Raw genomic sequence first — 22,402 nt, 5'->3', positions numbered from 1 at the left:
CATTGATAGACCCGACCGGGTGGAAAGGCGACCGTCCGGTTTGGGGAGACGGTTCAATGAAGCGGACGGTTACGCTGTGGCATGGCAGGATAGGAGACGGCAGGAGCGAAGCGCATGCACTCGTACGTCGACGATTGGTTGGTACCCTATCGGAAACAGACGGTGCGAGGTCGAGGAGCCTCGGATGGCGACGCGGGAGAGTGCGCCCAGATGTTCGCGACGTCAGCGAATGACGTATCAAATCAACATCTGATGCGACGGTGTCGGCGGCCTACCTCCCCGCCGTTGCAGTCTCGATCGATTGGCGACTTCAGAGCGTGACGAAATTGGTCAGCCGATTGCGGGATGGCGGGGCGATAGCGCCCTAAATGCACGTATGAGGCCGTTCGGCCTGGCAGGACAGGTCATATTCTTTGGTTGATGCAGTTTCCCTCCCGACTTCAACGGACAACGTCGGAACGCGGCGCTCGTCCAGAGAAACAGGCAGTTTGAATCCGGTTTCGGAAATCCTGCGTGACGGCGATGTTCTCGCTCGCTTTGCCCGTCCGGTTCCTGGCGGCGGATATCGCTACGAGGCACCCTGGCCGGAAGTTCTGAAGCTCCTGTCAGAGATCGGCGGCCGCGACCTTTCAACGGCACGCCTTCTCGAGGGGCATCTCAACTCGCTCCAACTGGTCGCTCTCTACGGTCATGCTGTGCAGCAGGCGCGGGTCCTGCAGGCAGTTCAAGCGGGAACGCTGCTTGGTGTGTGGGGCGCGGATGCGGCCGATCCCCTACGCTTCAACGAAGAAGCCATCCAGCCTCGCCGATTGATCGGCGCCAAGCGCTATGCGTCCGGAGCGGGCACCGTGGGGCTCGCGATCGTGCCGGTCGACGAGGGGGGAGCGTTGCATCTCCTTCTCTTGGACACGAAAGACGCGAATCGAGTGGACCTGTCGTCCTGGGACCATCGGGGTATGCGCGCGACGGCGTCGGGCATCTATGACTTTACAGGTCTCGAGGTTGAAGCGGACGAGGTCCTTGGCCAACCCGACGACTATCGGCGCGAGCCCTTCTTCGTGGGGGGCATCTGGCGATGCGCGGCGGCGCAGCTCGGTGCGATCGAGGCGATCGTTGCCGGGATGACGCGTGATCTCTTCGGCTCGGGCCGGGATGCGCATCCCTTGCAGATGGCCCGGATCGGCGAGGCGATCCGGGAGGCGCGCACCGCACGGCTCTGGGTGGAGGATGCGGCGCGGCAGGTGGAGACCTGCGCTCCGGACGGGCAGAAGAGCGATGTCGATCGGATCGTCGCCCTGTCGGCCTACGCCCGCCTTGCCACGGAAGCGGCGGCTATGCGGGTCATCGATCTCGCCGAGCGGGCAATCGGCCTTGGATCGTTTGCGATCGGCCATCCGGTGGAGGCGCTGACACGCGACCTTGCGGTCTATATTCGCCAGGCGAACCCGGATGCGGTCTTGCTCGGGCACGGGCGAGTGCTGGCGCGCGATCTCCTCACATGACGGCAACGCTCGGGGACTGGCGACGACAGCTCGCAGCGGCGCCGGAGGTGGACGGCGAGCGGCTGCTGGGGTCCGGCGCGCTCGTCGTGCTGTCACCCCACCCGGACGACGAGACGATAGGGTGCTCCGGGTTGATCCTGGCGGCGGCACGGCTCGGCCGTCCGGTCGGCATCGTGGCGCTGACGGACGGCGAAGGCTCGCATCCGAATTCCGTCGCGGTGCCACCGACCCGACTTGCCGCGATACGAGCCGAGGAGCAGCGGGCGGCGATGGCGGCGCTCGGGCACGCGTCGGCCGAATGGCTGCGGCTCGGGCTGCCGGACGGCGCCAGCGGACGCAACGCGCGTTTCGCCGCGGCGGCCGAGGAGGTCGCGGTCTTCTGCAAGCATATCGGGGCAAGCGCCCTGAGCGCTCCACATCCGGGCGATCCGCATCCCGATCATCACTCGGCGGCGGCGCTGGCGATGGCGGTGCGACGCCGCCTGCCTGGCTTGCGCATTATTTTCTATGAGGTCTGGTCGCGTCGCCTGGACGACGATGTGCCGTTCCGCAGCGAAGAGCTGACGCCGTTTCGAGTGCGGACGGATGTCGACCTCAAACGCCTGGCGCTCGAATGCCACGCAAGCCAGCTCGGGCGCGTCGTGCGCGACGATCCCAGCGGCTTCGTGTTGCCGGCTTGGTTTCTTCAAGCAATGGACGAGCCGGTGGAAACGGCGAGCTGGCTCAACATGCCGGGCGAAGTCCCCGGACCCGACCATTTCGCGAACCTCTACGCGAATGGCGGGGATCCCTGGCACGTGCGCTCGTCAACCTACGAGCGGGACAAGCGGAAGGCCGCCGTCGAACTGCTCGCAACTCGCAACTACACCCGTATGCTGGAGGCCGGTTGCGGGGAAGGGCATCTGACCGCCGCGATCCTCAAGGCCGGCATCGTCCAAGAGGCGCTAGCCTTCGATCGCGATCCGACAATCGTCGCGCGAGCAAACGCGATGGGGTGGGACGAGGGCGCTAGATTTGTGGAAGGAGCGATGCCCCATGCCGTCCCCGACGGACGCTTCGACCTCGTGGTGCTGAGCGAGGTCCTCTACTTCCTGCGCGAGGTCGATCTGGTTCGTCTCGGCGTGGCTTTGAAGGAGCGGCTGATGGACGGCGGGCACATCCTCTTGATCTCCTATCTCGGACCGACGGACACGCCGCTCGATGGCCGGGCAGCGAGCGACGTGTTCCTGGCCTCCCTCGGGGCTGGCGTCACGACGCTCGCACTTCGGGAAACGACGGAGTACCGGATGGAACTCGTGGCGTGTCCAGCAAGGCTTGCTGCATCGCCGAATGATGGCGGCGCAGGTCCGACAGGTGAAGGCGGGTTCGAAGCAGCCGCGGACTGAGGTCTTCCGCCTCCATCCAGGCAAGCCCATCGCCGCGCTCGGCTAGGCGCTGGGCCTCATTCGGTTCAAGGGCGAGGCTGCAGAGCACCTGGAACCGAGCGTGCGCCTCCGTGGCAAGCCGGAAGTCGCGGCGCGACCGCAGGCGCAGAAGCAGTGTATCAGCCGGCTCCAGCGCCTCATCCACGATGGGATCCGTCTCGAGGCGGTCGCGGCGCAGTTCGTCCGCAAGGCCGCCCTGCGCTCGCCCGTCCAAGCGGCACGACGTTTGGACGCAAGCGTCCTCGCTGTATCGGATGGGAACGTCGAATGCCTCGCAACGTCTGCGCAACGCGCGATCTTCCGCTGACGCGGGTGTCGGCAAGGGACCGGCACGGCGATAGGCATCGGCCGAGATCGCGAAGTTCGCGCCGCCGATGTTGCCGTGGTGCGGCCAAGGGTTATGGGGATCGGGAAGGATGCGGGCGGCAAGCTCGCGGCTTGCGTCGCGAAAGAAACGAATGAGTCTCTGGCCGTCACGGTCGGCGGCAGGCAGTAGGAGTGAGGCCTCCTCCGGTAGGAAGCCGATGCGTCCGCATACGAGGCCGAAGCCGCGTTCGAATTCGGCCGCATAGGCCGCGCGCAAACCCGGCAGAACCAGCGTATCGCCGTCGACCGACAGGAGTGCGGCATTGGGCGCGAGCGCATGGGCGAGATCCAGCGCGAGACGGCGCGCAAGCGGCGCCGTCCCCGTGCCTTCTCTCCAGTCGCAATCGATAAGAAGCCAGGGGCGCCGCCAGTCCATCATTCGCCGAGCGGCGATAAACGCAGTTTCATCGCGGCAACCGTTGGCGACGAGGAGTACGCCGTCGCCCGGATCGAGCTCGGCGTCGAGTCCTTGAAGGCACCGGTCGATCCTCTCGAGTTCATCCCGAGCCGGAACGCATGCGACGAACCGAGCGGCGTGGAAACGGGCGGAATCCCCTCGCGTCTGGACTGCCGCCAGCGGCAGGGCCTGCGAGAGTGCGGCAAGGATCTTAGAAAGCTGACTCATCCATCAATCCGCAACGACCCGCGGGCGGAGGCGCGGCGGGGCCAACCTTCGCTACTTCAGCTCGCCGCCGAGCGAAAGCGCCGGACGGCAGGCTGGCGTAGAAGCATTCGTTGACAACAGCAATGGCGTCGGGTTGGATGCTCTCGAAAGGCGTCGCTAGCCGACGACCGACCTAAGACGGAACAAGCGTCGCCGGATGGACTTGGATTGGTAACCCAAGGACACACCATGACCGCCAAAGCAATCCTGTTCGACGTTGACGGCACGCTCGTCGACAGCAACCGACTGCATGCCCAGGCTTGGACGGACGCCTTTGCCGAGTTCGGCATCACGATCCCCATCGACACGGTGCAGGGCCAGATCGGCAAAGGCGGCGACACTCTCATGCCTACACTTCTTGACCCAGCCGTCGTCGACGAGCACGGCGAAGCGATCTCTCAGGCGCGAAGCAACATCTTCAAGGAGAGATACGCCGATCGCGTTGAGCCATTCAGTGATGTTGCGGCCTTGTTTCGTCGCGCGAGGCAGGACGGCTGGATGATCATCCTTGCGACGTCCAGTCCGGGCGAGGAGCTGGAGCCACATCTGGATCGGCTTGGGGTCCGCAACCTCATCGACGCGGTAACGACCGCGGACGATGCCGAACGGTCCAAGCCTCACCCTGATATCTTCGCCGCGGCGCTGGAGAAGGCCGGTGTCGCCGCAATGGACGCGATCGTCATCGGTGACAGTCCCTACGACATGGAGGCCGCCTCCAAGCTTGGCATCCCGGCCATTGCTGTGCGAAGCGGTGGTTTCGACGACAGGACGCTGACGAACACAGGCGCCGTCGCCCTTTTCGATCATCCCTCCGACCTTCTTGCTCGATACGACGTTTCGCCGCTCGCCGCAGCGCGTTAGAACGGTTGTTGACGCACAGTTGGAGGCGCCATCAATTCGATAGCTTATCGGCTTTCGGCCTCTCGCTCACTCAGTGACGTTGGCAGCAATCAAGCGCGCTGCATTCGGGCGATCGACCGTGCCGCGTGCTTGGCTTCCCGCTGCGCCTGCTGGAAGTAGCTTGTGAGGCTGGGCTGCATGCCGACGAGCCAAAGCCCGGGCACCGCCGTTTCGCCAAGGCCGCCCCGTAGGTGCGGACGGCCCGTCTCGTCGACGACACCGAGCGAGCCGAGCAACGACGTCAGGGCAGAGACATAGCCCACGGCGACGATCACGATGTCGGGTGCCAGCGTCGTGCCGTCGGACAGCGTCACGGTTGCGCCCCCGAATTCCGTGACTCCGCCGACCACGGCGATCCGCCCTCGCTTCACCGCCGCAACGGCACCGTCGTCGACGGCGATCGCGATCTGGTTTCGAGCCAAGCGTGTAGCTGCGTCGAACCGTCCTGGCGGAAAGCCGTGTCGCGTCAGGTCCCCGAACGCGACCCTTTGAGTCCACCCGATGAGGCGATCGGCGAACCGGGTGGGAAGCGAAGCCATGAGAGGCGACAGCCGATGAACCGCAAAACCGCACATGCGCTTCGGCAGGACACTGGTAGAGTTCCGAAGCGCCAGCCAGACAGGCCCCGTCTCAATGCGGCTGAGGTGGTTGAGCACGTCGAACCCGGAGTTGCCCCCACCGACTACGAGAACGGATCGCCCCTGATAGGCTCGGGCGTCGCCGAAGTCGGCGGCGTGAAGGACCCGTCCCGTGAAGGTCTCCAAGCCCTTCCATTGCGGCACGACCGGGACCGCATCACGTCCCGTGGCGACGATCACGGCACTGGCCAAGATCGTACCTACCGTCGTTTCGACGTTGAAGCGCCCATCAGCTCTTGAGATGGAGGAGACCGCGGCGTCGTGACGGATTTCGAACTGATGCCGATCCTGAAACGCCTGGAGATGAGCGATCACTGCAGATCGTTTTGGAAAGGCGCCTGTTCCCGCCGGATAGGACAGACCAGGCAACGCCGATAGCGAGCGGTGCGTGTTCAGCGTCAGTTGCGGGTGGCGCCGGTCCCAGGACGCCCCCAGGTCGCTTTCCCTTTCGAGAACGAGCGGCTCGATGCCTTGCTGGCGCATCGTGTGGGCGGCCGTCAGGCCGGCCAATCCCGATCCGATGATGACGACGTCTCTGAAGATGGGTTCTTGGCTCACGAAGATCCGCTTTAGGCGCTGACGGGCGATGATTGACTATCCGTCTTTGCCGTGGAAATCGAACCGTCGTTTGGAGGAAGGCAAGCAGGCTGTCGGCCGCTGAGGCCGCGCGGGAACCACGTACGCATGCCGAACTTCAAATCGATGATGGATGCCTGGCTGGAGGCCCGCCTTCCGACCGTCTCTGCGTTCGAGCCCGACCTTGCGACCCGACTGAGCCTATGCGTGAACCATGGCGACTTCTCGCTGGCCTATTCCACAGCGGTGCAGCCGGGGCTTGGCTACTTCGGCGACGTGGACGGCTATGTCGCCTTCGCAACCAAGATGGGGCATGCTTTCGTACTCGGCGATCCCGTTGCACACGAAGGCGATCGGGCGGACTACATTCGTCGTGTCGTCACGGCTATGCCTCGACCATGCTTCGTCCAGGTCGGCCATGCGACCGCCGGCGTCCTGGCCGACCTCGGCTATCGCGTCAATCAGATGGGCATCGAGAGCAACCTGGACCTTGCAACGCATTCGTTTGCGGGCAAGCGAAACGAGACGATCCGCTACTCCGAGGCTTGGCTACGCAAGAAGGGCTACCGGATCCTGGAATGCGACGGATCGATCGCGGACAGCGAACAGGTAAGGCATATCTCCACGAACTGGCGGAAGGGGCGCATCGTCAGCCGCCGTGAGATGCGGTTTCTGAACCGACCGTTCGAGCCGCGTCTCGGCCCGCACATGCGCCGGTTCATGATCGCGCACCCCGATGGCCATGTGATCGCCATTCTCGACTTCGACCCGATCTTCAAGAACGGGGCGGTCATCGGGTACACGGCCGCCTTCAAGCGTAAGCTCGTTGGAACGACGGCTCACGCTGAGATCGGCCTGACCAAGTTCGCCGCCGACCGCTTCAAGGAGGAAGGCCGCACCCGCCTGTCGTTTGGACTGTCGCCTTTAGCCGACATCGAAGCCAGCACCTTTCCGGAAAGCCGTCTCTGGCGTCGGTCCTTCCAGCAGGCGTTCCGCTCCCGACGGGTCAACGAAAATGTTTTTAATCTCCAGGGACAGGCGGCCTTCAAGCGCCGTTTCCACGGTGCGCGGCAGGTGAGCTACATCGCGTTCAAGCGTGGCAGCCCAATCGAGATGCTGGCGCTTCTGCGACTGCTCAAGACGCTCTGAGCTACCAGTTCTTTGAGATCGCGACTGAGGAAAACGGCGCAACGCAGCTATGTCGATCGAACAATGACCTCTGACCATAGCGCCCTTGGTGTATCGTGTTCACACTTCATGTTGTTCGTTAGCGATATCGGCTTCGGGCGGCTGCTTTCCCAGCCGCCGGAGACCGGGCAGGGTGATGGGGTGGACGCCCCCGACGGCATCGTTGTGCCAGCATGGGTGTTTCAACTCATTCACAGGAGGCGTCCGTGTCCGAGGTTACCACGATCGGCCTGGATATCGCGAAGACCGTGTTCCACGCTCATGGCGCCGACGAGCGCGGCCGGGGGGGGTCTCGAAGCGCCTGACGCGGGCGAAGCTGCTTGCCTTCTTTGCCGCGCAGCCGCGCTGCACCGTGGCATTGGAAGCGTGCGGCGGAGCCCATCATTGGGCCCGCGAGCTGACGGCGCTGGGCCATGAGGTTCGGCTGATCCCGCCAGCCTACGTGAAGCCGTTCGTGAAGCGGCACAAGAACGATGCGGTGGATGCCGAGGCGATCTGCGAGGCGGCCCAGCGTCCGACCATGCGCTTTGTGGCTGTGAAGAGTGAGGAGCAGCAGGCGTCGGCGCTCGTGTTCCGAACCCGCGATCTTCTGGTTCGCCAGCGCACCCAGCTCATCAATGCCATCCGGGGACACCTGACCGAGTACGGCTGGGTCGCCCCAAAGGGGCCTGCCTACGTCTCGATGCTCGGCGATCTTCTCGAGGACGAGATGGGAGCCTCGTTGCCTCCAGCGGCGTTCTCGATGTTCCGTGTCATGCTCGACCTCCTGGCCGATGTCGACGAGCGCATCGCCGCTCTCGACAAGGAGATCGCCCAGCGCGCCGGCGAGGAGGAGACGGCGCGAAGGCTGATGACCATCCCCGGGATCGGGCCGATCACCGCGACTGCGCTAATAGCTCTGGCGCCCGCAGCCGAGACGTTCGCCAAGGGGCGGGACTTTGCCGCCTGGGTCGGACTGACGCCGACGCAGCACTCCACAGGCGGCAAGCAGAAGCTCGGCGCCACCTCCAAGATGGGCGAGCGAACGCTGCGGCGCCTTCTGATCATCGGAGCCAGCGCCGTGATCCTCCAAGCCACGCGGCGCGGAACAGCGAAGGGATCGTGGCTGGAGCAGATGCTGGTGCGCAAGCCGCGCATGTTGGTGACGGTGGCACTCGCCAACAAGATGGCGCGGATCGTTTGGGCTCTTCTTGTGAAGGGCGGAACTTACCGAGCTCCGACGGCGGTCGCGGCGTAAGCCGAGGTCGTCGTCAGAGGCCGTCGGGACGCGAGGTCGGTCGAAGGAGGGTATGGCGCAACAGTCGGCGAGACGGGGCCGGAAGAACCAGTGCTTTCCACCGTGCCGTCGAGCACGATCTGGGTGTTTTGGTTCCGGTCCGCGAACTCCCATACGGGCCCGCAGCCGCGTGCTGCATCAGAGGCCGGACAGATAGCAGCATCCGACATCATGCCAACCCGACAGAAACCGCTTGCGTCCAAGGGGGCGTCCACAGATGGAAAGCCGACCGTCCGGCGTAGAGCACGGATCGGCGTTTGCAGACTTCACGCCATTCGCGTCCGCATCAATTGAACCTTCCAGATGGCGTAACCACTCCTGGCGCGGGTGGTGGGGTGGTGACGCCGCTCGCGATCTACGGCGCTCCCGGCACGGCCACGGTCGGAACACCTTTTTCCTGGCGGCCTCTGGTGTTCGGGGGGGCGGGCGCGAAGACGTTTGCCCGGTCTGGCCCCGCGCTGCCGGCGGGCCTGACCTTCTCGGCCTCAACAGGCGAGATTTCGGGGACGCCTACTCAGTCAGGATCGGTAAGCGGCATCGGCATCACCGTGTCAGCGGACGGAACGTCGAAGAGCCTGACGTGACTGTCACTGGCTGTCGAAACCGCACCCGCCAAGCTTGGCACAACCAGCCTCGTCTTCGCCCACGGCACGCGCAAGATGATCGACGGGTATGCCGGACCCCGCGCTCGACGTTGTGGCCGGAGGCACGACGACGCCGATCGCCTTTGTGGGCGAGGGCGTTGATGTCCGCGCTATCGCCTCGGTACAGGGAACTGACGCGGCGGTGAAGGTCCCGCGCGTCTACGATCAATCCGGCAACGGCAAGCACCAGACGTCCACCGTCAATCCGAGCATCAGCGCCAAGCTGGGCTATGAGGGGCGGTTGCCGATCCTCTTCGACAGCATCCAGTCGAACCAGGGGGCATCGCAGAACCTCGTCACCGAGAACCTGTCCTTCGAGCGTCGCGACCACACCCAATATCTCGTGTTCAACCCGACAGTCGGTTGGCGGCAGCGCAATCGCTGGTTCGCCATGTTCGCGGCGGCCAATGCCCTGCGCGCCTCCTACGGCACGACGGTCGGCACAAGCGGCAACTACCAGACTTCGAAGGGGCCTATCGTCGGGGACGGCACGAATACGCTGTTCACGAACCAGCCTCTGCGGACCATGCCGCTCGTGCTGGTGGTCCGGTCCACCTCCACGGGGCGTACCGTCTGGTGGGGCGATCAGGTCTATACCGCATCCGCTCTCGCGGCCGGAACGCTGGTGACGCACGAGCTGGGCTATCAGATCGGGTTCGCCTCCGCGCTCCTCAACCCCCGCATGCACGTCCTTGGGCAGTTGCTCTACGGCACGTCGCACACCGATGCGGAGGTCGCAGCCAACGTCGCCGCTCTCGAAGCGATCTACGGCCTGAAGAAGACGTTCGGGCGCCGCCTGATCCTGACGGGTGACAGCAACACGGAAGGCTTAAGCGTCGAGCAGGCGCGTGCTCTCGCCAACATTCTCCAGATGGAGAAGTTTCTGTCGCACCCTTGGGAGGTCTTCAACGTCGGCGTGAGCGGGCGGGGCATGACGGCACTCGCGAACTCGAACGGCGAAACGGACGCGGCATCGGCCTCCTACGAGTATTCCGAACTGATCCGTGCGGGGCAGGGTGACGTGGTCCCCGTCAATGCTGGCGTGAACAACCTCGACACCATGACCGGAGCGGAAGTGTTTGCCCTGGCGCAGACGACTGCCGGCCTCATCAGGTCTCCTGGGGGCATCCCCGTCTTCGAAACGGTTCCGCCGCGCGGGGATTGGACCGAAGGCGGGACGCCGGATAACAATCGCAAGGAGTACAACGCGCTGCTTCGGGCCTCCAACCCCGGAGACTATCTAATCGACACGGCGGCCGATCCGGAACTGGGTCCCTACGCAGCGCCGATGGGTCCGCTATTCCGGTCGGACCTCCTCCATTACACAGCCGCCGGCAACCTGCGTCGGGCGGTCACCCTGTATGCACCGGTGCTGAACGCCATTGCGACGTAACCGGTCGCGCCTCTACGTTCGAAGGGTGACCCGCTCGACTTCTGTGTGGGTCAGATGATCGAGCGGGTCTTCGCGTCGTGGCCAGCTGGCCTAATGCGATCAAACAATTCCGCTTCGCACAAGCCGCGACGTCAACGCCGCCAAAAGTAGGGCATCTGGCAACTGTCGCACATCTGGCGACCCGTCCGGGAGTATCACTTACCGGACGGGTCTTCGCGGTCGAACCTTTGGGCAGGCGCCCGCGATTGGGCGAGGTCGCTCCCATCCGATCTCGGAGTTAACCCGTCATCAAACCCCGCTGGTGGCACTCCGCTGGCGGCGTTCGCGAAAAACGTTCAAACCCCAAGCGAGGACGACACCCAGCGCGGCCCCGCCAGCCTTGATCAGGGCGTCGCTCATCCGCGCGTGGCGGCTTGGAGAAAGCTCCTGCAGGAGTTCAATACCACCGGCTCCGACGATGACGCACAGCCCAACCCATACCCAGCTTCGAGGGTAGGCTAAAACGAAGAGCGCGGCCAATCCGCCAAAAGCAAGAGCCCGATCGTAATCCACTGGTAGAACGTCGTGCGGACGGAGCTCGATTAGGCAAACAGTTACGAAGACGATAACGGCGAGCGCAAGCCAAGCGGTGATCTGAAAGAGGCGATTGTTCATTCGTCGCCCATGCACGTCGATTGAGGCGGCGCCGAGCCCCCGTCGGCCTACACCTCATCTGGGGAGTGACCCGCTCGGGGTTAGTCCGCAAGCCGAGCAGGTCTCCACATAGGCAGCCAGGACTGCTGTGCGATGCAACGAACTAAGCGTCGTTTGGATCCATGCCGGTCATGCTCCTACCCTGACACTTAATCCCGGTGCACGAACGATGCCGGTCGTCGCGACTTCAAAGACACGCATTTAGCTGTCAACGTGTCGCAGGGGACGAATTGGAGACGTCGAATGACCGAGCAGCACGAACAGGGGCGCAAAGCGCATGCCGAGGGAAAAGCCCGGCATGAGAACCCTCACGACATCAATACGGAAAACTGGTCTCGCTGGATGGACGGATACGATCAGGCTGCAACTGAGGCCATGTGCCGTAAAGACACAGCGTAGATTGCTCGCCCGATGTCGTGAGCAGAGTCCCCACCAGATCATCTGAGAGCGACCCGTCCGGGAGTATCACTTACCGGACGGGTCTTCGCGCCAGGATGTTGGAGACGATCTGCGACGCGATAACGAAACCCTCGCCGGTCGCGTCGGGCAGTGTCAACCGCGCCCTGAGTAGGCCGCATGCGTTTGAAGGCTGACGGTTTGCTAAATTTGTCGTTGGCCGTCTTGGGCACCGCCATGCAGACTGCGCGTTGCGGCCGCCTTGCGCTCCCGCAGCACCTGCTTGCGATGGTGCACATTGGCCCAGATGATGAAGCCGAGGAACGTCAGGACTACGCCGATGACGAGAAGGTCAGCGATCGACATGCACAGGTCTCCGTCGCTGGCGGCCCGACCAGCGCGAATTGACCTGCCGACCCACGATGGATCCGCACCCGCCCGCAACATGGCAATGCATGGCAGCGTCGCCTAGACCATTCAGGTCACGTATCCGCGAGGTGTTTGGGACGCTCGGACCCCGGAGTCACCTCGGGTTTCATAGGGAGGCGCGCGCCTCTCAATGATCAAGTGGAAGCGGCCTCGGGAATGAGGTCCTTCGTCCACGCAACGTGGACGACTTTGCCTCGCTCATCGCAGACCTCGACCTTGGACGTGAGAGGGAAGGCCCGTCCGAACCGCAGCTCTTCAACGGCAAAGCCTCTACAGTTGGCCTCGGCTTCGACCTTGGCGTGCGCAAGGTCGAGGAGCTCGATGCCTTCGGTGTCAGGTGTCGCCCGGTTGTCGATGGCAAGGTGGAAGAAAAAGCGTGGCATGAAGTGCACCTCAGACGCGCTGGATCCAAACCAACGCGAGGCCTGTGGTAATGTGCCGCCTTGCTGAAGCCCAAGTGTACAGCCGGCCATAGTTAGGCGCCTCGCCAGAGTCACCTGCGTATTCATCTGAGGGCGACCCGTCCGGAGCTGACGTAACCAGAAGGGTCTTCGCGGTGGAACCGTATGCAGGCGACCCCGATCGGGTGCCGTCGCTTAAGACGCTACATTATCGCATACGGTGAAGACGTTTCCCAACCGCTTCGTTAAACAGGGTGAGCCCTTCCATCATACGTCGGGTATCCTCCGCGCTGAGGTCGGACTGAAGTTCGTTGTCGACCGTTTCGCAAAGTAACCGGAGCTTTCGGCACATCGCCCTACCGTCGTCCGTCAGCTCGACGTTAGTGCGGCGCGCATCGAAATTGTCATGCGATCGGACGGTGAACCCTCGTTTGACCAGCCGGTCCATCGTTTTTGATACCGTGGAAGGGCGAACGTTCAATGTGTCTGCAAGTGCCGAAACGCTCATCCGATCGTGCACCTCAAGCGCTAGCAATAGGCGGTCCTGCCCGGCAGCAAGACCGAGTGGGGCGAGCTTTAGGCCAATGAGGGCTCGCAGTGACTGGGCCGATGACAGTGCCGTTGTCAGGAGCGAACTATCGTCGGCTTGAAGGGTTTGAGTTCTGGATGCGGGCGACATCGAAGCCGCCTTGTGTTCGTAGGCAGTTTCCATTGCTTTCACTCCCAACTGTGGGAAAGCAACTGGGGCGTCCGAAATGTTTGGCTAGCGAAATTCAAACTGTCTAACTATCTACCGTGCGCGATTGCATCGCCCGTAATTCGACGCAGCGGGCGCGTTTCCAACGCCGTTCATCGAGGACAACGTTTCGATCGCATCAGCGAATGTGACCCTTGCAAGAAATCGACCTTCCGCATCGCAAACCCCTATCTCATACAAGTAGGGCAGTGGTTGTCGGCGGCGTAACGCTTCGATCGCAAACGAGAGATGGTCCTCAACCGCTTCCGAGACGGCGTCTTTAACGGACGCCAGTACGGTTCCGTCAGGGTCGACTGCGGTGTCCGACCCTGTGTGAATGTGGAAGAAGTAGCGCGGCATACAAGCGATCCTTGTGATCGTCGCTTTTGCCAGAAGTGTCGCTCATCACTCCATATCATATTTTAATGGTGCGCGACCAGATCCAATGCCGGCTGCAGGACCGCCAGATTCATCTGCGTATTCGAGTGAAGCCTACGGGGGCAGATAAGGGCTTTGGGCAGGCGAAAACGAAAGGGAACCGCCATTGTTGGCGGTCCCCTTAAAACGGTCTTGCAGCTTATGCCTTGCCGGACATCGCCTTCACGTCCTTCAAGTGCTCCGTCACAATCGGCACAGCCTTCGTCGCCACCTCCTTAAGGGCCATATTCTTGCCCGTCTCGGAGTAAGCCGTGTGGAGCGCAACGGCCTCCTGATGCGCCATGGTCTGCATCTGGATGTAGAGAGCGTCGAAGCTGGCGGCGTCGGCTGACTTCAACTGAGCCACCATGTCGGCGTGCTTCGGCATCATCGTCTTCGGAACTTCAAGGCTCTCGGCCTTAGCGGCGGCCATGAGGTCCGCAGAGGTCTTGCCGTGATCGGAAACCATATGGTTCGCAAACTTCTTGACGGGTTCGCTCTGTCCCATCGTCATGGCGAGCTTGCTGGACTCGATTTCGAACATGTCCGACGAGGCAGCCATCTCGACGTACTGCCCGGCCGACATATCGGACATGTTCATGGCCGGAGCTGCTTTCGTGTCTTGCGCAAAGGAAGGCATAGGAGCAATGGCGGCGGAAAGGAAACCAGCGAGAAGAATATTCTTCATGACGACCTCGATTGATAAACTCGATGTGAGATGAAGTGGCTGGCTAGTTGAGTGTTCCGTTACGTCGCCTCTTTGTGAGTGGTTGGCTATTGGGCGGCGCATCGCCCTCAAGGGTGCTTCGCCGGATAGACCCCTTCACCTCTAGATCAAAGGGTGACCCGCTCGACCACTACATGTGGGCCGAGGGTGGAGCGGGTCTTCACGCCGACCACCCCAGTTGTCGACGCGATGGGGGCGGGGCCTGTCCTTCGTGTCGGAGTCAGTCCAGGCTCAAAAGCTGGTCTTCCTCAAAGCCTCTGCGCGGCTCAAAGCCGTCCTGGTGCGCAGCCTTTGGTCAAGTTCGTTCATTAGCTGAACGACTCGTTCAGCCTCCGGGATATCCATCTTGCTCATCGGTCCGAAGCCGCTGTCGGGAAGGGAAGGGAAGTCTCTGTCTGCGATATCCCATCCGCCGTCGACATGTTGGCGGATGGTGAAACGGTCAGTGGTCATTTGGTAAAGCCCCGGCTTCCGCAGGGGGGATACGCCCGACGCTGGCTTAGGTTCAATGCTGATAGGTGCTGCTACCGGTCGTCGCTACCGCGACCACCTTGGCCCGCACCTCATATGCAATGGGCGTCGCTAGTTGACCGCTGATCGGCGTGCGCGGAAAAACAACGATCCATCCCCTTCGGAACGTTCGATAGCCAGTCCCATTCGGACGAGATCGAAGAAAGCAACCAAAAGGTCGTCTGCCAGATCCAAGCTGCTGACAGATGGGAACACATTGTCAGTGTCCTCTATAAGCTTACGAACGGCTTGGCGCTGGATGGCTGTAAGGAGGGGCGGTCGGGTCACCGTACGTTCCTGACGCGATTGGACGTCTACGAAATCTGCATGGGTTGCATCTGAAGATCCATCCGCCACCGCAGATTATGTCGATAGTCGGACTCTCTTCCGGTTCAAATGGTGGGGTGAGTGGTTTGCTGCCTGTCCGCTTAAGGATAGCCGCTGCATCAAAGCGGACATAGCGGCAGGAGTCGCACACGTCCCCTTGTGCTGGAAAGGGCGGCGGACCGATCCTTTGCCTTTTGACCGCCAACTTCCACCTCGCCGGCCAGGGTTGCGCTTGGCTAACCAATGGCTGCATCAGTCGGCAGTGGAATCGTGTCCCGTCCCAGTCACATGGGTTTGCGAAAGGCGACAGGTCTAATGCTCACCGACCGATGCAACTTCCGAAACGCGGAAGGCGAGTCAAGTCGCAACATTAAATTAGCAGGGCGACCATTGCCGCTCCTGATCGGGCATCAACTTAGCGGTCCACAACTGATTAGGTGGGACGGGACCATTGAACAAGATCGTAGTCATAACGGGCGCCGGCGCCGGGGTGGGGCGAGCGACGGCCGATGAGTTCGCCCGGGCTGGCTACGATGTCGTTCTCCTGTCCCGTGATCCCGAACGGCTGGAGTACGCCGCAAGTTATGCTCGGCATCAAGGCGTTCGAGCCCTGCCGATCCCGACCGACGTCGCGGACGCGGCAGCCGTGGAGGCCGCCGCCGAGCGGGCCGAACGCGAACTCGGACCCATCGACGTCTGGGTCAACGTCGCCATGGCGACCGTGTTCTCGCCGGTCGCCAAGCTGACGCCCGAAGAGGTTGAGCGCGGAACGTGCGTCACCTATCTTGGGCAGGTCCACGGCATGATGTCCGCGCTCAAGCGCATGCGGACCCGCGACCGCGGCGTCATCGTGAACGTCGGTTCGGCGCTGGCCTACCGGTCCGTACCACTGCAGTCGGTCTACTGCGGTGCCAAGGCGGCCATCCGCGGGTTCACGGACTCGCTGCGGTCCGAGATCATCCACGACAAGCTGAACGTGCGGATCACGATGGTGGACCTGCCGGCGGTCAACACGCCGCAGTTCGACTGGGCCCTGAACAAGATGGGGCGTCGGCCCCAACCCGTTCCCCCGATCTTCGAGCCCGAGGTTCCCGCGCGGGCCATCCGCTTCGCCGCCGAGCACGACCGGCGCAATGTCTGGGTAGGCTATCCCACCGTGCAGGCCATTCTCGCCAACCGGATCGCGCCGGGGCTGCTGGACCGCTATCTCGCGCGGAGCGGCTACTCCGGCCAGCTCACGCAGGAGCCGAAGTCGGACCATGCGCCGAGCAATCTCTTCGAGCCCGTGAAGGGCGACTACGGCTCGCACGGCCGCTTCGACAGCCGCTCCAAGCCGCGCAGCATCCAGATGTTCACGGACCGCCATCGCACGGCGTTCTGGGGCCTTGCCGGACTCCTCGCCCTCTTCGGGCTGCATCGCCTCGCCCGTCGCTTCGACGTCTGACGGCCGAAGTCGTTGACCGTTCCGCTCGAAGACTACGCCCTGATCGGCGACGGCGAGACCGTCGCCCTCGTGTCGAAGCATGGATCCGTCGATTGGCTCTGCCTGCCGCGGTTCGATTCGCCGGCCTGTTGCGCCGCGCTTCTCGGTGACAAGCGGCACGGGTTCTGGCGTCTTGCCCCGGAAGGGGAGGTGCTGGAGCGCCGGCAGAGCTACCGCCCCGACACGATGGTCCTCGACACCGAGTTCCGGTGCGAGGCCGGTACCCTCGTCGTCACGGACTTCATGCCGCAACGCGAAGGCCGCCCCCTCCTCGTCCGCATCGTGCGAGCCGTGGCGGGCAACGTCGGGTTCGTCTCGCGCGCCGCCTTCCGGTTCGACTACGGCAACATGCCGCCCTGGATCGTTCCGGAAGGCACGGGCCTCGCCATGCATGTCGGGCCCGACAAGCTGGCTCTCCATGCCGACGCCCCCCTCGAGATCGAGGACGACGTCGTCGTGTCCCGCCTCTTGCTGGCGGAAGGCGAGAGCCGGGCCTTCGTTCTCGCCTATGGACGGTCCAACGAGATCGTCGGCGACGGGATCGACGCCGAGGCGGCGCTGCGCGACGCTGAGGATGAGGGGCGCAGGTGGATCGCCCGGCTCGGGAATGATGGCCTCGCCTATCCGCAAGCCGTGCGGCGCTCGCTGCTGACGCTGAAGACCCTGATCCATCGCCCGACCGGCGGCCTCGTCGCAGCGCCGACGACCTCGCTGCCGGAGCAGCCCGGCGGCACCATGAACTGGGACTACCGCTACTGCTGGCTGCGCGACGCCGCCTTCACGCTGGACGCTTTCGTCGAGTGCGGGTTCATCGAGGAGGCGCGCGACTGGCGCGACTGGATCCTGCGCGCGGTCGCGGGAGCCCCGGAGAAGATGCAGATCATGTACCGGGTCGACGGGTCCCGTCGTCTCGACGAGGCGGAGCTTCCATGGCTGCCGGGCTACCGCTTCGCCAAGCCGGTGCGCGTGGGCAATGCGGCCGCGGGCCAGCTCCAGCTCGACGTCTGGGGCGAGCTCATGTCCGCGCTCCACATCGCCGAGCGAGCCGGCATGGAGCGGACGACCCAAGGGCGGCACCTTGAGCATGCCGTCGTGGATCACGTCGCCAGGGTCTGGACGCATCCCGACCAGGGGCTGTGGGAAAGCCGCGGCGAGCCGCGCCATTACGTCTACTCCAAGGCCATGGCCTGGGTCGTCCTGGATCGCTTCCTGAACGGTCGGGGCGCCGAAGAACTTTCGACGGAGCGCCACGCGGAACTTCATGCGCTGCGCGACCACATGCACGCGACGATCTGTGCGGAAGGCTTCGACGCGGGTCTCGATACGTTCACGTCCTTCTACGGCGGGGCGGAAGTCGACGCCTCGCTGCTTCTCCTTCCCAAGATCGGCTTCCTGCCGATGAGCGACGCGCGCATGGCAGGAACGCTACGGGCGATCGAGGCGCAACTCGTCGAGGGCGGCTTCGTGCGTCGTCACCGCATGGAGGCTCTCGTTCCGGAGGGCGCATTCCTCGCCTGTTCGTTCTGGCTGGCCGAGTGCCTTCTGGGTGTCGGGCGGCGCGCGGATGCGGTCGAGACGATCGAGGCGGTGATCGGCGTCGCCGGCGGCACCGGGCTCCTGTCGGAGGAATACGACACGAGATCCCGCCGGCTCGCGGGCAACCACCCGCAAGCTCTCAGCCATCTCGCCCTGATCCAGGCCGTTCTGGCGCTGAAGCGGTTCGACGACGGGAAGCGGGGCAACGATGCCGACCTCTAGTCCGCAAGCTGCTCGATCCGTTCGGCATGGTGCGGCACGCCTAGCCGCCATCATCCCGCTCGCGCTTCTGGCGGGCTGCGGATCCGGCATCAGCTTCCTCGATCCTCACGGACCCGTCGCGGCCACGCAGCGGGACCTGTTCTTCGAGATCATCGGCTGGATGATGATCGTGGTGGTGCCTGCCATCGTGCTCGTGCCGTTCGTTGCCTGGCGCTTCCGGCGCACGGCAAAGAATGCCGTCTATCGCCCGACCTGGCAGTTCTCCTGGCCGCTGGAGATTCTCGTCTGGGGGGTCCCGATCGTTCTGGTCTGCATCCTGGCGACGCTGATCGCCGGCAAGGCGCGCTCGCTCGATCCCTATGCCGCGATCCCGTCCGATAAGACGCCCCTTGAGGTCGAGGTCATCGGCCTCGATTACAAATGGCTGTTCGTCTATCCCGAAGAGAACGTCGCGAGCGTCGGTGTCCTGGCGCTGCCCATCGATCGCCCGGTGCGCTTCCGGCTGACGAGCGACACGGTGATGCAATCCTTCATGATCCCGGCGCTCGGCAGCCAGATCTATGCGATGGCCGGCATGGTGACGGAGCTCAACCTTCTGGCCGACCGGCCGGGCGTGCTTCTCGGTCAGAACACACAGTTCAATGGCTTCGGCTTCCAGAACCAGAAGTTCGACGCGCTCGCCATGCCGGAGGCGGACTTCGACCGCTGGATCGCGAGTGCGAAGGTCGTTGGCCGCCCGCTCGACGAGGGTGCCTACGCGATCGTCTCCCAGAAGGGCAAGCTCGCGGACCTACGATCCAAGTTCGACTTCGACCCGGGCAAGGGCCTGATCTTCTCCGGCGTCGATCCGAATCTCTTCACCACCGTCGTCGCGAGATACCGGCCGGATTCCGCCCATCGGCACGAGCGCGCCGAAGCCGAGACCCACCCGAGCGAGGGACACGCCCATGCCGACCGTTGAAGGCTGGTGGCCGCTCGTCTTCGGGCGTCTGTCCTACGACGCCTTGCCCTTCTACAGCGGCATCGCGACGGCCGCGGCGTCGCTGGTCGTCGTGGGGGCGATCGCGGTCGCGACCCTTCTGACCTGGCTCGGCCGCTGGGGCTGGCTCTGGCGCGAGTGGCTGACCAGTCTCGACCACAAGAAGATCGGCATCATGTACGTCGTGATCGCCCTGGTGATGCTCTCGCGGGCCGTCGTCGAGGGCTCGATGATGCGGGCCCAGCAGGCGATCGCCTTCGACAATCCGGGCTATCTTCCCCCAGAGCACTTCGCCCAGCTCTTCTCGACCCACGGCTCGATCATGATCTTCTTCATGGCAATGCCGTTCCTGACGGGGATCATCAACTTCGCTCTGCCGCTTCAGCTCGGCGCGCGCGATGTCTCGTTTCCACTCCTGAACTCGATCTCGCTCTGGCTGACCGCAGGCGGCGCCGGCCTGATGATGGTCTCGCTCGTGATCGGCAAGTTCTCGACCGGCGGATGGAGCGGCTACCCGCCCTACACGGATGCGACCTTCAATCCGGGCGTTGGGCCGGACTACTGGATCTTCGCGGTGACGCTCGGGTCGCTCGCCTCGACCATGACGGGCATCAACGTCGCGGTGACGATCTACAAGAAGCGGTGCGGCGGCATGAACCCGTTCCGCATGCCGCTCTTCTGCTGGACGTCGCTGTGCACCGCCATCCTGATGATCTTCGCCCTGCCGCCGCTGACCGTGGCGACCGGGCTCCTCGCCCTCGACCGCTACGTCGGCACCCACTTCTTCACGAACGACGGGGGCGGCAACATGATGAACTTCGCCAACCTGTTCTGGCTGTTCGGGCACCCGGAGGTCTACATCCTCATTCTGCCGGCTTTCGGCGTCTACTCGCAGGTGATCTCCAACTTCTCGTCCAAAATCCTCTACGGCTACGATTCCCTGATCATTGCCACCATGTGCATCGCCGTCCTCTCCTTCACGGTCTGGGTGCACCACTTCTTCACGATGGGACAGAGCGCGGACCTCAACGCCGTGTTCGGGATCGCCACGATGACGATCGGCATTCCGACAGGGGTGAAGATCTTCGACTGGATCCTGACCATGGCCTGGGGCCGGGTACGCTTCACCGTGCCGATGCTCTATGCTTTGGCCTTCATGGTCCTCTTCACCATAGGCGGGCTCACGGGCATCCTGCTGGCCAACCCGGCCGTCGACTTCCAGGTCCACAACTCGGTGTTTCTGGTCGCCCACTTCCACAACATGCTGATCCCAGGCCTCCTCTACGGGATGATCGCGGCCTACACCTACTGGTTCCCGAAGGCCTTCGGCTTCCGGCTCGACGAGTGGTGGGGACGGGTCTCCTTCGGATGCTGGGTCACGGGTTTCTGCCTCGCCTTCCTGCCGCTCTACCCGCTCGGGCTGATGGGCATGCCACGCCGCACGCAGGAGTTCTTCGAGGCCGACTACCTGCCGTTCACGATCGTCGCCGGGATCGGTGCCCTGTTCCTGCTGGCCGCGCTGGCGAGCCTCGTCGTACAGCTCGTCGTCTCCATCCGCCGCCGCGAAGACCTCGCCGTTCCCGGCGGGGACCCGTGGAACGGGCGGACGCTGGAATGGGGCATCCCGTGCCCGGTGCCCGAGTACAACTTCGCGGTCCTGCCGATCGTCGATGCCCGCGACGCCTTCCACGCCGCCAAGGAGGACGGCACCGCCTATCCCGACCATCGCATCTATTCGGACATCGGGTTGCCGAAGAACTCGATGACGGGCGTCGTCTTCGGCCTGTCTCTGGCCGCCGCCGCCTTCGGTCTCGTCTGGTACATCTGGTGGCTCGCCGGCGTCGGCGTCCTGGCAGCAGTCGGCGCGATCGTTGCGAGGTCCTTCGTTCTCGACACCATGCGTGTCATTCCCGCCGACGAGGTCCGGCGACAGGATGAGGCTTGGCTGGCCCTCGTGCGCACGCTTCCGCGATCCGACCGCGAGACCGAGACGACCTCCGAGAACCGCGGCCTCGCGGAGGCGGCAGCCGCATGAGCCTCCTGTCCCAACACCGCCATCCTGGCCTAAACCTCGGCCATACCGATCCGGAAACCCACCGCCAGGCGGAAGAGACGCTCTTCGGCTTCTGGGTCTTCCTGATGAGCGACCTTGTCCTGTTCGCTCTTCTGTTCGCCACCTACGCCTCCATGCTCGGCGCGACCGACGGGGGGCCGGGACCGCGCGACGTGTTCGAGCTGTCCTCTGCTGCGCTGGAGACCGGCGTCCTGCTGCTGTCGAGCTTCACCATGGGCATGGCGTCGATCGCCATGAAGTACGATGAGGCACCGTCGCGGCTCTACGCTTGGCTGGGCGTCACCCTCGTACTCGGTCTCGTCTTTCTCGGATTGGAGGTCCGCGACTTCGTCAAGATGGCGTCGGACGGGGCGACGCCGCAACGCAGCGGCTGGCTGTCGAGCTTTTACGCGCTCGTGTCCACGCACGGCCTGCATGTGGCCGCGGGCTGCGTCTGGCTGATCCTGTCGATCGTCCAAGTCGCGGTCTTCGGGCTGCGGTCCGAGGTCAAGCTGCGCATCATGCGTTTGTCCCTGTTCTGGCATCTCCTCGACGTCGTCTGGATCTTCATCTTCTCGGTCGTCTACCTCGGGGGACTGGCATGACCACGGGTGAGCACGAGCAGGAGAAGCGTCGCGAACTGAGATCGTACGTTGTCGGGTTCGTCGCGGCGGTTGCGCTGACGTCCCTCGCGTTCCTTGTCAGTGCGGTCGGGATGACGTCCTCGACGGCATACATCGCGATCGGCGCCGCTGCGCTCGCGCAGGTCGTCGTTCACTTCCGCTTCTTCCTACATATCGGCCTGCAACGCTCGACACGCGACGACCTCCAATTGATCCTCTTCACTACTCTGATCATCACCCTGATGGCTGGAGGAACGATCTGGATCCTTGGAAACCTCCATCTTCGGATGATGTAGCGG

At 63.7% G+C, this 22,402-nt stretch carries 20 protein-coding genes and 1 pseudogene; 14 read left to right on the top strand and 7 right to left on the bottom strand.

Annotation, left to right across the window (positions count from 1 at the left end):
• Positions 1 to 488 precede the first annotated feature (488 nt).
• The 3 genes from AUL34_RS18860 to AUL34_RS18845 all read left to right on the top strand — a co-directional run bounded on the left by AUL34_RS18860 (position 489) and on the right by AUL34_RS18845 (position 4,817).
• Positions 489 to 1,502: a hypothetical protein gene (locus AUL34_RS18860; protein ID WP_061937294.1), complete on the top strand. Its 1,014-nt coding sequence runs from the start codon at positions 489 to 491 to the stop codon at positions 1,500 to 1,502.
• Positions 1,499 to 2,887: a PIG-L family deacetylase gene (locus AUL34_RS18855; protein WP_061937291.1), complete on the top strand. Its 1,389-nt coding sequence runs from the start codon at positions 1,499 to 1,501 to the stop codon at positions 2,885 to 2,887. The genes AUL34_RS18860 and AUL34_RS18855 overlap by 4 nt, the downstream gene beginning before the upstream one ends.
• A 1,258-nt stretch (positions 2,888 to 4,145) precedes the next feature.
• Complete coding sequence (locus AUL34_RS18845) at positions 4,146 to 4,817, top strand: HAD family hydrolase (protein ID WP_061937285.1); 672 nt, start codon at positions 4,146 to 4,148, stop codon at positions 4,815 to 4,817.
• Positions 4,818 to 4,906: 89 nt separating this feature from the next.
• On the opposite strand, the gene AUL34_RS18840 is transcribed toward AUL34_RS18845, so the two are convergent.
• Positions 4,907 to 6,052 (bottom strand): NAD(P)/FAD-dependent oxidoreductase, encoded by a 1,146-nt coding sequence (locus AUL34_RS18840; protein ID WP_192845790.1) that lies wholly within the window; start codon positions 6,050 to 6,052, stop codon positions 4,907 to 4,909.
• A 126-nt stretch (positions 6,053 to 6,178) separates the two neighbouring features.
• Between AUL34_RS18840 and AUL34_RS18835 the strand changes: the two genes are divergently transcribed.
• From AUL34_RS18835 to AUL34_RS18825, 4 genes and pseudogenes are all read left to right on the top strand, one after another.
• Positions 6,179 to 7,219, top strand: coding sequence for a phosphatidylglycerol lysyltransferase domain-containing protein (locus AUL34_RS18835; protein ID WP_061937284.1), 1,041 nt, complete (start codon positions 6,179 to 6,181; stop codon positions 7,217 to 7,219).
• 245 nt (positions 7,220 to 7,464) lie between these two features.
• Positions 7,465 to 8,495: pseudogene (locus AUL34_RS18830) on the top strand (IS110 family transposase).
• 374 nt (positions 8,496 to 8,869) lie between these two features.
• Complete coding sequence (locus tag AUL34_RS22935) at positions 8,870 to 9,118, top strand: putative Ig domain-containing protein (protein WP_370539066.1); 249 nt, start codon at positions 8,870 to 8,872, stop codon at positions 9,116 to 9,118.
• An 88-nt stretch (positions 9,119 to 9,206) separates the two neighbouring features.
• Entirely contained in the window at positions 9,207 to 10,571 is a 1,365-nt protein-coding gene (locus AUL34_RS18825) for an SGNH/GDSL hydrolase family protein (RefSeq protein ID WP_061937281.1), read from the top strand.
• A 288-nt stretch (positions 10,572 to 10,859) separates the two neighbouring features.
• On the opposite strand, the gene AUL34_RS18820 is transcribed toward AUL34_RS18825, so the two are convergent.
• On the bottom strand, positions 10,860 to 11,225 hold the full coding sequence (locus AUL34_RS18820; protein WP_061937278.1) for a hypothetical protein: 366 nt from the start codon (positions 11,223 to 11,225) through the stop codon (positions 10,860 to 10,862).
• Between the two features lie 282 nt (positions 11,226 to 11,507).
• On the opposite strand from AUL34_RS18820, the gene AUL34_RS22430 reads away from it, so the two are divergent.
• Positions 11,508 to 11,663 carry a hypothetical protein gene (locus AUL34_RS22430; protein ID WP_156421006.1) on the top strand — a complete coding sequence of 52 codons (156 nt, stop codon included), beginning with the start codon at positions 11,508 to 11,510 and terminating at the stop codon, positions 11,661 to 11,663.
• A gap of 201 nt (positions 11,664 to 11,864) precedes the next feature.
• Here the strand turns inward: AUL34_RS22430 and AUL34_RS22425 are convergent, their stop codons facing one another.
• The 5 genes from AUL34_RS22425 to AUL34_RS22660 form a co-directional block, all read right to left on the bottom strand.
• A complete protein-coding gene (locus tag AUL34_RS22425) occupies positions 11,865 to 12,026 on the bottom strand; it encodes a hypothetical protein (protein ID WP_156421005.1) in 162 nt (53 codons plus the stop codon).
• A 197-nt stretch (positions 12,027 to 12,223) separates the two neighbouring features.
• Positions 12,224 to 12,472, bottom strand: coding sequence for a hypothetical protein (locus AUL34_RS18815; RefSeq protein WP_156421004.1), 249 nt, complete (start codon positions 12,470 to 12,472; stop codon positions 12,224 to 12,226).
• Between the two features lie 226 nt (positions 12,473 to 12,698).
• Positions 12,699 to 13,202 (bottom strand): MarR family winged helix-turn-helix transcriptional regulator, encoded by a 504-nt coding sequence (locus AUL34_RS22025; protein ID WP_082653495.1) that lies wholly within the window; start codon positions 13,200 to 13,202, stop codon positions 12,699 to 12,701.
• Between the two features lie 601 nt (positions 13,203 to 13,803).
• Positions 13,804 to 14,331: a DUF4142 domain-containing protein gene (locus AUL34_RS18805; protein WP_192845789.1), complete on the bottom strand. Its 528-nt coding sequence runs from the start codon at positions 14,329 to 14,331 to the stop codon at positions 13,804 to 13,806.
• A gap of 270 nt (positions 14,332 to 14,601) precedes the next feature.
• The gene (locus AUL34_RS22660; protein WP_061937267.1) at positions 14,602 to 14,823 is read right to left on the bottom strand and encodes a hypothetical protein; all 222 of its coding nucleotides are present in this window, start codon (positions 14,821 to 14,823) and stop codon (positions 14,602 to 14,604) included.
• Between the two features lie 835 nt (positions 14,824 to 15,658).
• Here AUL34_RS22660 and AUL34_RS18795 point away from each other — a divergent pair.
• From AUL34_RS18795 to cyoD, 6 genes are read left to right on the top strand one after another with little or no spacing between them, the layout of a single operon-like run.
• A complete protein-coding gene (locus AUL34_RS18795) occupies positions 15,659 to 16,651 on the top strand; it encodes an SDR family oxidoreductase (RefSeq protein WP_061937264.1) in 993 nt (330 codons plus the stop codon).
• A gap of 12 nt (positions 16,652 to 16,663) precedes the next feature.
• Positions 16,664 to 18,448: a glycoside hydrolase family 15 protein gene (locus AUL34_RS18790; RefSeq protein ID WP_061937261.1), complete on the top strand. Its 1,785-nt coding sequence runs from the start codon at positions 16,664 to 16,666 to the stop codon at positions 18,446 to 18,448.
• Positions 18,435 to 19,409 carry a hypothetical protein gene (locus AUL34_RS18785; protein WP_061937258.1) on the top strand — a complete coding sequence of 325 codons (975 nt, stop codon included), beginning with the start codon at positions 18,435 to 18,437 and terminating at the stop codon, positions 19,407 to 19,409. Before AUL34_RS18790 ends, AUL34_RS18785 begins: the two co-directional genes overlap by 14 nt.
• Positions 19,396 to 21,462 (top strand): cbb3-type cytochrome c oxidase subunit I, encoded by a 2,067-nt coding sequence (locus AUL34_RS18780; RefSeq protein ID WP_061937255.1) that lies wholly within the window; start codon positions 19,396 to 19,398, stop codon positions 21,460 to 21,462. Before AUL34_RS18785 ends, AUL34_RS18780 begins: the two co-directional genes overlap by 14 nt.
• Positions 21,459 to 22,085, top strand: a complete 627-nt coding sequence (locus AUL34_RS18775) for a cytochrome c oxidase subunit 3 (RefSeq protein ID WP_061937252.1) — start codon at positions 21,459 to 21,461, stop codon at positions 22,083 to 22,085. The genes AUL34_RS18780 and AUL34_RS18775 overlap by 4 nt, the downstream gene beginning before the upstream one ends.
• Entirely contained in the window at positions 22,082 to 22,399 is a 318-nt protein-coding gene (gene cyoD, locus AUL34_RS18770; RefSeq protein WP_061937249.1) for a cytochrome o ubiquinol oxidase subunit IV, read from the top strand. The genes AUL34_RS18775 and cyoD overlap by 4 nt, the downstream gene beginning before the upstream one ends.
• The last annotated feature ends 3 nt before the right edge of the window (positions 22,400 to 22,402 follow it).

The organism is Aureimonas sp. AU22, assembly GCF_001463745.1.
Lineage (GTDB): Bacteria > Pseudomonadota > Alphaproteobacteria > Rhizobiales > Rhizobiaceae > Aureimonas.
Note: the sequence above shows the minus strand (reverse complement) of the source record. Positions and strands in the feature narration are given on the sequence as shown.

Coding starts and splice junctions, on each gene's coding strand:
- AUL34_RS18780 (WP_061937255.1), top strand. CDS start 19,396: ATGCCGACCGTTGAAGGCTGGTGGCCGCTCGTCTTCGGGCGTCTGTCC.
- cyoD (WP_061937249.1), top strand. CDS start 22,082: ATGACCACGGGTGAGCACGAGCAGGAGAAGCGTCGCGAACTGAGATCG.
- AUL34_RS18805 (WP_192845789.1), bottom strand. CDS start 14,331: ATGAAGAATATTCTTCTCGCTGGTTTCCTTTCCGCCGCCATTGCTCCT.
- AUL34_RS18785 (WP_061937258.1), top strand. CDS start 18,435: ATGCCGACCTCTAGTCCGCAAGCTGCTCGATCCGTTCGGCATGGTGCG.
- AUL34_RS18775 (WP_061937252.1), top strand. CDS start 21,459: ATGAGCCTCCTGTCCCAACACCGCCATCCTGGCCTAAACCTCGGCCAT.
- AUL34_RS18815 (WP_156421004.1), bottom strand. CDS start 12,472: ATGCCACGCTTTTTCTTCCACCTTGCCATCGACAACCGGGCGACACCT.
- AUL34_RS22430 (WP_156421006.1), top strand. CDS start 11,508: ATGACCGAGCAGCACGAACAGGGGCGCAAAGCGCATGCCGAGGGAAAA.
- AUL34_RS22025 (WP_082653495.1), bottom strand. CDS start 13,202: ATGGAAACTGCCTACGAACACAAGGCGGCTTCGATGTCGCCCGCATCC.
- AUL34_RS22425 (WP_156421005.1), bottom strand. CDS start 12,026: ATGTCGATCGCTGACCTTCTCGTCATCGGCGTAGTCCTGACGTTCCTC.
- AUL34_RS18820 (WP_061937278.1), bottom strand. CDS start 11,225: ATGAACAATCGCCTCTTTCAGATCACCGCTTGGCTTGCGCTCGCCGTT.
- AUL34_RS18855 (WP_061937291.1), top strand. CDS start 1,499: ATGACGGCAACGCTCGGGGACTGGCGACGACAGCTCGCAGCGGCGCCG.
- AUL34_RS22660 (WP_061937267.1), bottom strand. CDS start 14,823: ATGACCACTGACCGTTTCACCATCCGCCAACATGTCGACGGCGGATGG.
- AUL34_RS18835 (WP_061937284.1), top strand. CDS start 6,179: ATGCCGAACTTCAAATCGATGATGGATGCCTGGCTGGAGGCCCGCCTT.
- AUL34_RS18825 (WP_061937281.1), top strand. CDS start 9,207: ATGCCGGACCCCGCGCTCGACGTTGTGGCCGGAGGCACGACGACGCCG.
- AUL34_RS18845 (WP_061937285.1), top strand. CDS start 4,146: ATGACCGCCAAAGCAATCCTGTTCGACGTTGACGGCACGCTCGTCGAC.